Raw genomic sequence first — 13,001 nt, forward strand, 5'->3', positions numbered from 1 at the left:
GCTGAGCTTCGATGACCGTTTTTGTTTTTTGTGGCTTGGGAAATTACAAAATCTCTTTCTATATATGTTGAACAAATGAATACCTATATTAACTGAGCGAAGGCGCCTTACAAGGGGGAGCCGAAGCCCTACCCGAGCGCCGTAGCGGATTTGAAGGGAATCATTATTTCAACTTATATAGTGAAAAGTGATAATTCACGTCTAGTCTCCAAGGCACTTGCGCTTTTCTTACTGCAGTTTGTGTCGAAAAGAAGTCGCTCTTTCAGAGAATAAAGCGATTGAACACTTATGAAGGTTGAGTTGGTTCCATGTATGATGGTTTAATAGACATAGTTAACTTGGAAGGGTGAGCAGCTTGCTTCACTATAGAACTTACGAAATTAGCCCGACAACCCCTTGGGTAACATTCATACATGGCGCGGGCGGAAGCTCTTCTGTCTGGTACAAACAAATTCGGGAATTTAGAAAACAACATAATGTTCTCCTAATTGACCTTCGGGGGCACGGACAATCTGCCGGTGGAATGTGGAAAAAAGGCGATACATTTATGGATATATCGAAGGAAGTAATTGAAGTGCTAGACGAGGTTAGCATAAAAGACACGCATGTTATCGGCATGTCACTCGGGACGATCGTCGCACAGACTATGGCAGATAACTTCCCAGAACGTGTAAACTCACTCATTCTTGGTGGAGCGATTATTCGTTTTGATATCCGAACAAAGTTATTATTATTGGGGGGACGTGTCGTAAAGCGTTTTGTCCCTTATATGCTCCTTTATAAATTATTTGCTTATATTATTATGCCGCGTAAACAGCACGAAGAATCGCGAATGGCTTTCGTCAATGAAGCCAAAAAAGTGTACCAGAAGGAATTTATCAAATGGTTTTCCCTTACTAAGCTTATAAATCCATACTTGACCCGCTTACAAGCATCGACAACGGCCATTCCAACATTATTTTTGATGGGTGAGGAAGATTATTTGTTCATTCCGCCGATTGAGGAAGTTGTTCGTAAAAATAAAGGATTTGAATTCGTTAAAATTGAAAAGTCCGGCCATGTTTGTAATATCGACCAACCGGAAATGTTCAATAAGTTAGCCATCGATTATATAGCTAAAATCGAACAAAGAAAAGCTGCCATCCAACTGGGATGACGGCTTTTCTGCAGATTGACGAATGATCACGTCTGTTGAACAACCATTTATTTGCATGAAATACTGGTGAGTAGGGCTTGATGACCTTCATTTTCACTGCACTATTTTCGGCCCGCTTTCGACTAACTATTCATGACAGATTTACTGAGGGGGCCATACTCTTTTCAGTAATACTGTTGCGAATAGTTGCCTGTCGCGTTCCTTCAATGTTCAAGTGAAAAATGCAGTAGTTTTGGAAGAAAAGAATAGATGACATTCTATGGAGAGTGTAAGTGTCCGAAGATGCAATTTCGGGCACTCTTGCACTTTGTATAATTGGTTCCTTGCTTACTTTTAGCAAAGATTCTGCATGTAATTATGTGAGACCTTATAGAAAGCGACACTTCTTTACTAGTAAAGAAGTGAAAATCCTAAAGAAAGCATCAGCCGCCAAAATTATATCTTTGGCGGCTTTTATCCGGGTAGATGCCCCTTTATTCTTTCGTCCCAAAAAGCTTTAGCACTTCGTGTACTTATGCATTTGGAGCGCGAAGGATGAAGGATCACCATACGATTACCGAAAAAATGTGTAGGGATGCGACAAAGTCGCATCCCTACACATCCAGACATCTCGGTAATCGTATAGAAGTCATTCAATCCAAAGTCAACTAAACACGTAGCACCCAGTAGATGATCATGTTATTCACTGGTTACTCTTGGCTAAACAACAGGTGTCACGGATTATGCGTTTACAAGTTCTAGTTCCTCAGCAGGGCCGAAGAATTCGAAGTTTATTTTTTCTTCTGGAACACCGAGTGCATATAGACCTTTAATGACAGCTTGCATGAAAGGTGTTGGCCCACAAACAAAGATATCGCTGCCTTCAATGACGTTAGCGGCAAGGAAGTCGGGGTTGATAAAGCCATCCCCCTCATCTGAGTAGAGCACGGCATATGTGGAACTAGGCATAGATTCATTCAACGTGCGTAATTTTGCATCGAATGCTTGGTGTTTGCGTGTACGTGCCGAATGTAGGAATGCAGCTGGCCGTTCTGGTGTTGTTTTGGCGATGGATTCATACATGCTCATCATTGGCGTGATACCAACACCGCCGCTAATAAGTGTCACTGGATTTTTACTTTCCATATCAAGGTGGAATACACCCGCTGGAACACTAACTTCAACTGTGTCACCGACATTCATTTCACGATGAAGGTTAACTGACATTTTACCGTTCGGTGTGACTTCATCTTCGCGTTTAACAGAAATGCGGTAGGAGTCGCCTGTTGGTGCTTGTGACAAACTGTATTGGCGATTCAAGATATAGTCTTCGCCTGGAATTGTGACACGTAACGTGATGTATTGTCCTGGTTTGTATGATGGTACTTTTTTGCCATCAACAGGTTTTAAATAGAATGATGTAATAACATCACTTTCAACTACTTTATCCGCGATTACAAAGTCTTTGAATGTTTTCCAGCCGTCATCCATTTCCTCAGCTTTGGCATACATTTCCTTTTCGATACCGATGAAGACACCTGCGATAACTTCATAGGCTTCTCCCCAAGCACCAATAATTTCGGGAGTTGCAGCTTCACCTAATACTTCTTTTATAGCGCCTAATAGGTAGTAGCCGACGATTGGATATTGTTCTGGTGTAATGTTGAGTGATTTGTGTTTGTGCGCAACTTGAACGACAGCAGGTAAAACAGCGCTGAGGTTATCGATATTTGCAGCTGCCGCGTAAACCAGTCCTGCAAGTGCGTTTTGTTGACGTCCTTGGGATTGATTGGCATGGTTGAAGATGTTCAACAGTTCAGGGTGAGCCTCGAACATATTTTTATAAAACACTGTTGTAATTGTTTTACCGTGTTGCTCCAATACAGGTACGGTTGATTTGATAATGGTAATGGTTTCTTGTGATAGCATGTTGTAGCACGACCTTTCGTAGTTGTTAACTCAAGCTTAAACTATAAAAGTGCTTAAAGATATATTTATAATACATCTTTAGAAAGTGTTAGGAAGTTAGTCACATTTCTTTCACGTAATTGCCACAAACGTTATAATGGTATTTGAAAGAGCGGTGAAGTTATGCGTCTAACGATGTACACAGACTTTTCGTTGCGTGTTTTAATTTATCTGGGAGCAAAAGAGCCAGGGGAATTATCAACGGTCCAGGAAATTTCAGATACATACAATATCTCGAAAAATCATTTGACGAAAGTAGTGCACGAGCTAGGGAAGATGGGGTTAATCGAAACGATACGCGGTCGTGGTGGTGGCATCAGGATGAAAGTGGAACCTAAAGACATCAACGTTGGAAAACTAGTTCGAAGGACGGAAGATGATTTTCATCTTGTTGAATGTTTTAATTCTGAGTCGAATAGTTGTATTCTTTCCCCGGTTTGCCGATTAAAAGGTGCATTACACGAAGCGTTGAATGCTTATTTAGCAGTTTTAGATAACTATACAGTGGCAGATTTTATCATTAATAAAGATGAGCTCAAAGCGATTTTGTTTGACCATCCATTATGATAAAATGAAAAAGAATATAAAAACAGGGGGCTATTTTTCATGGGAAAAGTTTTTGTTTTTGGACATAAAAATCCTGATACCGATTCAATTTCATCGGCAATCAGTTACGCGTATTTAAAGCAGCAATTGGGAATGAATGCAGAAGCAGTAAGACTCGGTGATGTAACGAATGAAACGGCATATGCGCTTGAATATTTTGGTTTTGAAGCGCCACGTCTTATCGAAAAAGCCGCGCCAGAAGTAGCGAAAGTCATTCTCGTCGACCATAATGAAAAACAGCAAAGTGTGGATGATATTGATGATGTGCAAGTAATCGAAGTTGTCGATCATCATAGAATTGCTAACTTTGAAACGAACGATCCTCTCTATTACCGTGCAGAGCCGGTAGGATGTACGGCAACGATTTTAAACAAACTATATAAAGAAAACGGTGTTGAAATACCGGGAAATATTGCTGGGCTTATGCTGTCTGCACTTATTTCGGATTCACTATTATTCAAGTCACCGACGTATACAGACCAAGACCGTGCTGCGGTTGAAGAATTGATTGCTATCACAGGTGTGGATGCACAAGAATATGGACTGGCTATGTTGAAAGCTGGTGCAGATTTAAGTGGTAAAACGCTCGAAGATCTTGTGAAACTTGATGCGAAAGAATTTGGTATCAATGAAGTGAAGATTGAAATTGCACAAGTGAATGCAATTGACATCAATGATGTTATGAATCGTCAAGCCGATTTGGAAGACCTTCTATACCGTGTCATTGCTGAAAAAGGGCTCGACCTGTTTTTGTTTGTCGTAACTGACATATTGAACAACGACTCAATGGTATTGGCACTTGGTAAAGAAGCGGGGCGCGCTAGCGAAGCATTCAATGTTACACTCGTGAACAACACGGCAACATTGAAAGGTGTCGTCTCCCGTAAGATGCAAATTGTTCCAGTATTGACTGAAGCATTGAAATGATATGAAGTGAATAGGAAAAGGTTGCAGTCCGCGTAAAGTGGATTGCAACCTTTTTGTTTTAATTGAGGATGAGCTGGTATCTCGGATTAGTTATGATAGCCATATCCTATTTCAAATCAAGTGGTTTCGTCGCAGGGCCTTCGAGGACGGAGCCGTCTTTTCGAAAGCGTGAGCCGTGGCACGGGCAATCCCATGTTTCATCGCCGGCATTCCACCTCGTCCGGCAGCCCATATGCGTACAGATGGGGGAGTCCGTCCTTGTAATATGACCACCAGTAAATTCTTTTAAGACAAGTCCAGTATTTTTCAAAGCTTGCAGTAAGAATGTACCAAACCCTGTTCGATCAGGCGAATAAAGTTCGGAAGCACGATTCTCTTTGCCGACAATTAGATCGCTGATAATCCGGGCGCTCGCCATTGAATTCGATAGTCCCCATTTTCGATATCCCGTACTTAAATAGACGTAAGGCATGCTGGAAGAAATAATTCCCGCGTATGGAATCAGATCGGGTGTCTGCGGGTCTTGCGCGGACCAGCCATGAGTCAGGGGAGAGAGGTTATACACATCTTGCAAATCGGTGTAAAGCCGATTGTAATGTATCTGTGTATCGCTTTCCATTCCCGCCTGATGACTTTCTCCAGACAGCAGAAAATACGTTTTTCCATCGATTTGTGCCGTTCGGATGGATCGTTTTGGTTCATCGACTGCAATATACTGCCCGCGAAGTGGCATATCACCTTCTGCCGCGACGATATAAGATCGATCGACAGACAATTTCATAATTTGTAGCCCACGCAGTGCTTCAATCGGGTAGTGTGAACATAATATTAGTTCCTTGAATTGAACTTCATGTCCCGATTTCATAGAAAGTAGACGTTTCTTTAAATCCATTAATAAAACATCCGATTGTTCGTAAATACGCGCACCTGCTTCAACCGCAAGACGCGCAAGATGTTGTCCGAATCGCACAGGATGAATCTGACTTTCGTTATTCAATGTAAGTGTTGCGTCAATCTGAATCGGTAATTCAGAATTCCTCCCCAGTTCACCTGGGATGCCAAGTTCCTTGTATGCATTCATCTCATAACGGAGTAATTCAGTGCCAAGCTTAGATTGAGAATAAAGAATAGAATCAGCTGCCTTTAATTCATCTTTTATTGCAATAGATTTCCCAAATTGAACGGCTTCTTCGTTCACTTCAAAATACATTTTTGCATTGTCTCGTCCAAACTGTTTTAGTAACTTTGCATAAACGAAGTCATGTTGGGCAGTCAGTTTTCCCGTGGAGTTGCCCGTAGCTCCCGCTAGGATTGTATCTTTTTCGAGAAGGATAACATCTTTCCCTTCTTTAGCTAGAAAATAGGCGTTTGCAATTCCACTTAGTCCGCCCCCGATGATGCAGACGTCGCAAGTGACATCGCCCTCAAGTTTTGGATATGGTTCACGTGGATATGCAGTACTAAGCCATAATGAATTGGACATAAAATAACCTCCGTCAAGTCTGCTTGAAATAGTAGTAAGCATATTCATTGTTCCCTTCTTTGATTGAATTTAAAATGAAGAGTATGAAAGGTGGCGGGAAAAATGAAAATTGAAATATGGTCAGATTATGTTTGTCCATTTTGTTATATTGGAAAGCGCAGATTAGAAGAGGCATTAGAGCAAACTGGTCTTGGGGAAAAGGCTGAAGTTGTTTTCAAAGCATATGAACTAGATCCGAATTCGCCCGCAGTATCCGATACACTGATGACAGAAGTCCTTGCGAAGAAGTATGGGATGAGTGTGGAAGAAGCGAAGAAGATGACTGATAATGTAGTTGACCAGGCAAAATCTGTGGGTCTGAACTATAACTTTGACGTAATGACGCCAGCGAATACATTTAATGCACACCGTCTAGCGAAACTTGCTGAACAGGAAGGTTTCGATAAGACTGTATCGGAAAGTTTACTGAAAGCTTATTTCATAGATGGTGAAAAAATAGGTGCAGAAGACGTATTGCTTCGCATTGCCGAAGAAGCAGGAATTTCACGCGACCGTGCGAAAGCAGTTCTTGATTCTGATGAGTTTGCAGATGATGTAAGAATGGATATCGCAGAAGCCCAGCAAATAGGTGTGAAAGGTGTTCCGTTTTTCGTTATCGATCGCAAATATGCAATCTCAGGAGCGCAGCCGGCAGAAGCATTTGCAAATGCACTTCGACAAGCCGCGGAAGAAGAAGTTTAAACAAAAGAAATAAAAAATCGGCCATGTGATCATAATGATCGCATGGCCGATTTTTTAAGTTATTTATTAAATTATAAAATCTCGAACTAGGATAAGTTACAACATAGAGATTTCACGTCTAGACTCCAGCGCCTAGCCCCTCGAGTCTCTTCAGGCTTGCTGATAAAGGCAAAGAACGCCTTTCCCTTCCAAGCCTTCCGGCGCTTGTCGGGGCTTAGCAGGCGCTTGCGCTTTTGTTATTATTGAGCTGGGTTTGCTTGTAAATCGATTGTGATTTTAATGTCGTCACCTACAAGAACGCCGCCTGCTTCAAGCGCTTGGTTCCATGTAAGACCGAATTCTTTTCTTGAAATTTTCCCTTCGACTTCGAAAGCAGCTACGTCTACGCCCCAAGGGTTTTTACCTGTACCTTCATACTCAGCTTCGAATGTAACTTTTTTCGTTACATCTTTAACTGTCATATCGCCAGTAACGTCATATTCGTTATCGCCTTTTTTTACGATATCTGTTGAAACGAATGTGATTGTCGGGAATGTTTCTGTATCGAAGAAATCAGCAGAACGAAGGTGGTTGTCACGATCGTCGCTATTTGTATGAATTGTTGTAGCGTCGATTGTGAAGTTGATGTTAGCACCCGTCAAATCTTCAGGATTCCCTTCGATTGTACCTTCTACGCCTGTAAAACGTCCTCTTACTTTAGAAACCATCATATGCTTAACTGAAAAACCAACACCTGTATGTGAAGCGTCTACTGTCCATTTTGTCATTGGAAAAACTTCCTCTCTGAATAAGTTATGTTCTTACTATATTCGATAAGTATCTTGAAGTCAAGGTATTTAAACGAATTTAATTTGAATAAGGTGAATAGTAAGACCTTTATTCTAATTAGTATTCCTTGTCAAAGTATAAGTTTGCAAGCATACTATTAAAGATGAAAAGCTTTAAATTGAAAGGATTGAATGTTGATGTCGAAACATCAATGGTATGAAGAACTTCAGAAAACAATTACAACAGGTACATTATTAATTGACGAGTCACTATGTAAATACACGATGACAAAACTTGGAGGAGCTGCAGACCTTCTTGTCATACCTGGAACAATAGATGAAACAGAGGCGACAGTACGATACGCATATAAAAATAATATTCCATTATTATTACTCGGAAACGGGTCGAATATGGTCGTCAGGGATGGCGGTGTAAGAGGAATTGTCCTTCACTTGTCACAACTCAACACGATAAGGATTGAAGGATCACTTGTGCATGCCGAGGCGGGGGCACTAATCATTGACGTTTCAAAACGTGCGGCAGCGACTACACTGTCGGGTATCGAATTTGCCTGTGGAATTCCAGGCTCCATCGGGGGCGCAATGGCGATGAATGCCGGCGCGTATGGTGGGGAGATAAAAGATATAATTGTGCAGGCAACAGTGTTAACGAAAGCTGGAGAGCGGTTAGTTCTTTCAAAAGAACAACTTGAGCTCGGTTATAGGAAGAGTATTATATCGCAAGAGGGCTACTACGTTCTCTCGGCAGATTTCCAACTCGCACAAGGAGACCAGGGTGTCATTGATGGGAAGGTAGCAGACTTAACCTTCCAGCGTGAATCAAAGCAACCGCTTGAGTATCCATCGGCCGGAAGTGTGTTCAAACGACCACCGGGCTATTTTGCGGGCAAACTTATTCAAGACTGCGGTCTTCAGGGAAAAGGGCATGGCGGAGCAGAAGTTTCATTGAAGCATGCTGGTTTTATCGTCAATAAAGATAATGCGACCGCATCCGATTACATTCAGACAATTAACATGGTGAAAGCGGAAGTGAAAAAAGTATTCGGCGTTGAACTGGAACTTGAAGTGAAAATCGTCGGCGAAGAAATAACGGAATAGCAAAAAGCGGATGACCCATGATTGGGCTATCCGCTTTTTTATTTTTTTAGGAAACTATATGTTTTTTGACGTAGAGCAGTGTTTAGGCTCCAGGCATCAATCTCAACACAAAGTCGCAAATTTAGACTGTCTTCTTTGAGTTTCAGTCCTTTATTTAAAGGCAGAGATCGCCTTTTTCTCCAGCGCTTGTTGGGGTTAAAAGGCGCCTTGCGCTTTTCTTATCATCTGGCGTTTTTACAAGAGAGCAGTGCAGGGTCGGTTACCTGGTCGTCTGTAATGTGCACTTGGCACATTTTATTGTTACTCATGAATTTGAAGATCCCATTGTTGAAGTCAGTTCCAACTTCTTTGAAGAAAATACCTTCAAAGCGAACTTCTTTTGAAAGCGTGAAGTTGACGCGGAAACCGTTACTGTCTTCGACTAAGTAGGCACGTACGCCTTTTTCGAACATGCCGTCAATCTCGTCTCTGATGGCGCGATCGACAGAAACGACATGGAAGTCGACGAATGTGATTTCTCGTAACAATACGTTCATGAACGAACCTTTAGTAATCTCTTCCCATCTACTCTGAGCAGTTTGCCCAAGAATGATTTGGGTAATGTTATGTGTATGAGCTACTTCCTTAATAACTTTTGCGGAAGTACGTTTTTCATTATCCCGGATTATGAAATCTTCTACTTCAAGTTCTTCAGCGAGTTCTTTCCAACGATCGATATATTCGGATTTTTCCGCGTCAAATTCATCATAAGGAAGCGGATCCACTGTTAAAATATACATTGGACAATCCATAATCGTTGCAATTTTATGTCCGCGCCTAATGAGACGCTCACCATTTGGACCGTAGTAGACACAAACGAGAATACTCTCGTCCATACGACCTTTTACTTTGCCCATGACGGTAGTCACCTCTTAATTATATTTTGGTTAGTCGAATTCATGTTAGAAGTTTAGTACTGATTGAAAACCAAACAATTATATATGAAAATGAACGATTTGACAAGATGCGAATGCTTCAAAGTGCTAAGAGTATGGTAATAGTGTATAATTTATTGTGTAAACTCTTTGAGCTTCCCCTAATACTATTATCTATAGCTCCCTATTATCCCGCCAGTCACGCTGAAGGTCAAGTTTGCCCAATATAATAATGAGTTTTACAAGTAATACATAATATGGAATGTGTATTTCTGTAGATTTTCAGGTGGTTTATTACAACTGTTTTAAAAGGTAAGAAGGTACAAATTTTTCTACATGGGCCGATGTCTAGACTTCAGACTTCCTTCCATTAGCCTTGGTCTGGCTGAAAAGGCTTAGTACGCCTTTATCTTTAAGATTACCAGTAGGGAGGGTCCGAACTTAATCCCTTCTACTTATCGGGGCTAAACCGCGCCTTGCGCTTTTCTTAATCTGTTTAGTATTGGAGGTTTGCATTTGTTGGCGATAACGATAGCTATTTTTATCCCGTTTTTGGCTGCTCTACTCGTCCCGTTCATTTATAAGAGGGTGCGCAGTCGCAATATCGGGTGGTTTGTCATGTCCGTTCCACTCGTCCTATTCATATATCTTGCCAGTTTCATTCCCGCGATTGCAGGAGGGAAAACATATATACATACGATTAAATGGATTGATTCTGCTGGGATCAATTTTACGACGTATCTAGATGGTCTCAGTATGATTTTTGGCCTTTTAATTACTGGGGTAGGGAGCCTCGTAATTCTCTATTCCATATATTATTTGTCTGAACGCGAAGCATTAGGGCGTTTTTACGTTTATCTTTTGATGTTCATGGGCTCGATGCTTGGAGTAATATTCTCGGACAACTTAATGGTGCTATATGTTTTTTGGGAATTGACGAGTATTTCGTCGTTTCTTTTAATCGCATTTTGGTACCACCGCAAAAAGTCTAGGTATGGTGCACAAAAATCAATGCTCATCACTGTATCTGGCGGATTAGGGATGCTTGTTGGTTTTATCATGTTGCATACAATGACTGGGTCGTTCAGTGTGCGCGAAATCATTGCAACAATTGGTCAGTATACAAATGAAAGTTTGTTTTTACCGGCAATGCTACTCGTTTTGCTTGGTGCATTTACGAAGTCAGCCCAGTTTCCATTCCACATCTGGCTACCAGATGCCATGGAAGCGCCGACACCGGTCAGTGCTTATTTACATTCCGCGACAATGGTTAAGGCAGGGATTTACCTTGTCGCACGCTTCACACCTGTATTTGGTGGGGAAGCGGTGTGGTTCTATACAGTTACTGGCGTGGGGATATTTACATTGTTCTGGGGATCCGTCAATGCGGTGCGGCAAACGGATCTGAAGGCATTGCTCGCCTACTCAACAATTAGTCAACTGGGTCTGATCATGAGCCTCTTCGGACTTGGTTCAGCGGCGCTTAACGAAGGCTACAGCGCGGACTCAGTTATTTATACACAGGCGACATTTGCCGCTTTGTTCCATCTTATTAACCATTCAACGTTCAAAGGTGCTCTCTTTATGGTCGTTGGTATTGTCGATCATCAAGTTGGAACGCGAGATATTCGTAGACTTGGCGGACTGATGTCACTAATGCCCGTGACGTTTACAATCGCTGTTATCGGCAGTTTTTCGATGGCAGGATTACCGCCGTTTAACGGTTTCCTTAGTAAGGAAATGTTTTTCGAATCCGTACTGAATGTGCGTAATCTCGACATTTTCGCAATGGGGCCGCTGATGGGAAGCTTATTGCCTGTTGTTGCTTGGATTGCAAGCGTGTTGACATTCGTTTATAGCATGATTATCGTTTTTCAGACATTTCTTGGGAAACATCAACCGGACCGTCTTGATAGAAAAGCATTTGAAGCGCCAGTTGGGATGCTGATTGCTCCGTCGATTCTGGCACTGTTCGTTGTAGGTATTTTCTTCTTCCCGAATGTAGTCGGAAAGTATTTGTTAAAGCCTGCAATGGCTTCGGTTTTACCTCCGTTTGAAGGTGCGGAAGGCCTTGTCCCGCATATAACTGCTTGGCATGGTTTTAATGGAGCTATCATGATGACAATTGGTGTTATCGTAGTGGGCGCGTTGCTATACTTCTTCCTTCGTTATTGGCGCGGGGTTTACTCGCTTGCACCTATGCGCTGGAATCTCGATTCTATGTATAACGGCTTGTTGACGCAGGCGGAGAAAGCTTCATCTTTCTTGACTCGGACTTATATGACGGGATACCTTAGGGATTATCTTGCATATATATTTGTTTTTTTCATCCTAACTGTCGGTGGCGGCCTGTTATGGACCGGTGGGTTTTCAATCGATTTTTCTAACGATGCTCCCATCACGGTTAGCGAGTATATCATCATCTTCGTAATGATGGGTGCGAGTATTGCGATCATCTTTGTAAAATCACGTATGACGGCAATCCTGTTAAATGGTGTTCTCGGTTATTCAATTGCTATTCTCTTTGTCGTGTTCCGGGCACCAGATTTGGCTTTGACACAAATTATCGTAGAAACCGTGACGACTGCGTTATTCCTCTTATGTTTCTATTTCTTACCTGAATGGAGCAAGGAGAAATCGACAAGGTCATTAAAAGTTTTCAAAGGCATTATTGCCATTTCGGTAGGAACGGTTGTTACAGTTCTTGCACTCGTCGTACAAGGCAATAAGATGTTCGAGTCGATTTCAGTATACTTTGAAGATGCTTATGAGTTGGCGGGAGGAAAGAATATCGTCAATACGATATTGGGTGACTTCCGGGCATTCGATACGATGCTCGAAGTAGTTGTACTTTTTATAGCCGGTATTGGCGTGTTTACATTGATTAAACTGAAGGCTGGAAAGGGGGACGAGGACGTTGAAGATTAATGATGTCATTTTACAGACAGTAACGAAGATTGTTGTCTTCATCATTTTGACGTTCGGCGTGGAATTGTTCCTTTCCGGTCATAATAATCCGGGAGGTGGATTCATTGGTGGTCTCGTCCTATCTTCCGCATTCGTTCTTCTCTATTTGGTGTTCGATATCGAAACAGTCCATAAGGGCATCCCATTCGATTTCAAGAAGATTGCAGCGTTTGGTGTATTGCTTGCAGTCGGAACGGGGTTAGGGTCAGTTCTATTCGGTGCATCATTCCTTACACAGACGGCTAGTCATTTCAACTTGCCAGTGTTTGGGGAAACGGAATTAGCGACGGTCGTGCTGTTTGAGGCAGGGGTTGCACTGACTGTTGTCGGTGTTGTTGTAACGATTATTTTAAGTATTAGTGAGGATGTGTAGC

The 13,001-nt window shown here is 41.9% G+C and carries 11 protein-coding genes; 7 read left to right on the forward strand and 4 right to left on the reverse strand.

The features are described 5' to 3' along the window. Window positions 1–355: 355 nt before the first annotated feature. Window positions 356–1,156 (forward strand): alpha/beta fold hydrolase, encoded by an 801-nt coding sequence (locus tag H7992_RS02220; protein ID WP_067205172.1) that lies wholly within the window; start codon window positions 356–358, stop codon window positions 1,154–1,156. 720 nt (window positions 1,157–1,876) lie between these two features. Here the strand turns inward: H7992_RS02220 and hmpA are convergent. Further along, a complete protein-coding gene (gene hmpA, locus H7992_RS02225) occupies window positions 1,877–3,064 on the reverse strand; it encodes an NO-inducible flavohemoprotein (RefSeq protein ID WP_067205177.1) in 1,188 nt (395 codons plus the stop codon). A 162-nt stretch (window positions 3,065–3,226) separates the two neighbouring features. Here hmpA and H7992_RS02230 point away from each other — a divergent pair, with 162 nt between their 5' ends. Together H7992_RS02230 and H7992_RS02235 are read left to right on the forward strand one after the other, a co-directional pair. Next, window positions 3,227–3,670, forward strand: a complete 444-nt coding sequence (locus tag H7992_RS02230; protein ID WP_067205180.1) for an RrF2 family transcriptional regulator — start codon at window positions 3,227–3,229, stop codon at window positions 3,668–3,670. A 39-nt stretch (window positions 3,671–3,709) separates the two neighbouring features. Then, the gene (locus H7992_RS02235; RefSeq protein ID WP_187046536.1) at window positions 3,710–4,636 is read left to right on the forward strand and encodes a manganese-dependent inorganic pyrophosphatase; all 927 of its coding nucleotides are present in this window, start codon (window positions 3,710–3,712) and stop codon (window positions 4,634–4,636) included. Window positions 4,637–4,742: 106 nt separating this feature from the next. On the opposite strand, the gene H7992_RS02240 is transcribed toward H7992_RS02235, so the two are convergent. Further along, on the reverse strand, window positions 4,743–6,119 hold the full coding sequence (locus H7992_RS02240; protein WP_187046537.1) for an FAD-dependent oxidoreductase: 1,377 nt from the start codon (window positions 6,117–6,119) through the stop codon (window positions 4,743–4,745). A 102-nt stretch (window positions 6,120–6,221) separates the two neighbouring features. Between H7992_RS02240 and H7992_RS02245 the strand changes: the two genes are divergently transcribed. Then, entirely contained in the window at window positions 6,222–6,860 is a 639-nt protein-coding gene (locus H7992_RS02245) for a DsbA family oxidoreductase (RefSeq protein ID WP_067205187.1), read from the forward strand. Window positions 6,861–7,099: 239 nt separating this feature from the next. Here the strand turns inward: H7992_RS02245 and H7992_RS02250 are convergent, their stop codons facing one another. Next, a complete protein-coding gene (locus H7992_RS02250; RefSeq protein WP_067205190.1) occupies window positions 7,100–7,627 on the reverse strand; it encodes a YceI family protein in 528 nt (175 codons plus the stop codon). Between the two features lie 198 nt (window positions 7,628–7,825). Between H7992_RS02250 and murB the strand changes: the two genes are divergently transcribed. Then, a complete protein-coding gene (murB, locus tag H7992_RS02255; RefSeq protein ID WP_067205193.1) occupies window positions 7,826–8,746 on the forward strand; it encodes a UDP-N-acetylmuramate dehydrogenase in 921 nt (306 codons plus the stop codon). 221 nt (window positions 8,747–8,967) lie between these two features. On the opposite strand, the gene H7992_RS02260 is transcribed toward murB, so the two are convergent. Then, window positions 8,968–9,642: an adenine nucleotide alpha hydrolase family protein gene (locus H7992_RS02260; RefSeq protein ID WP_067205195.1), complete on the reverse strand. Its 675-nt coding sequence runs from the start codon at window positions 9,640–9,642 to the stop codon at window positions 8,968–8,970. Between the two features lie 534 nt (window positions 9,643–10,176). On the opposite strand from H7992_RS02260, the gene H7992_RS02265 reads away from it, so the two are divergent. Continuing rightward, the gene (locus H7992_RS02265) at window positions 10,177–12,588 is read left to right on the forward strand and encodes a Na+/H+ antiporter subunit A (RefSeq protein WP_187046538.1); all 2,412 of its coding nucleotides are present in this window, start codon (window positions 10,177–10,179) and stop codon (window positions 12,586–12,588) included. Next, on the forward strand, window positions 12,578–13,000 hold the full coding sequence (locus H7992_RS02270; RefSeq protein ID WP_067205198.1) for a Na(+)/H(+) antiporter subunit B: 423 nt from the start codon (window positions 12,578–12,580) through the stop codon (window positions 12,998–13,000). Before H7992_RS02265 ends, H7992_RS02270 begins: the two co-directional genes overlap by 11 nt. The last annotated feature ends 1 nt before the right edge of the window (window position 13,001 follow it).

Origin of the sequence: Sporosarcina sp. resist (genome assembly GCF_014302295.1) — a bacterium.
Lineage (GTDB): Bacteria > Bacillota > Bacilli > Bacillales_A > Planococcaceae > Sporosarcina > Sporosarcina psychrophila.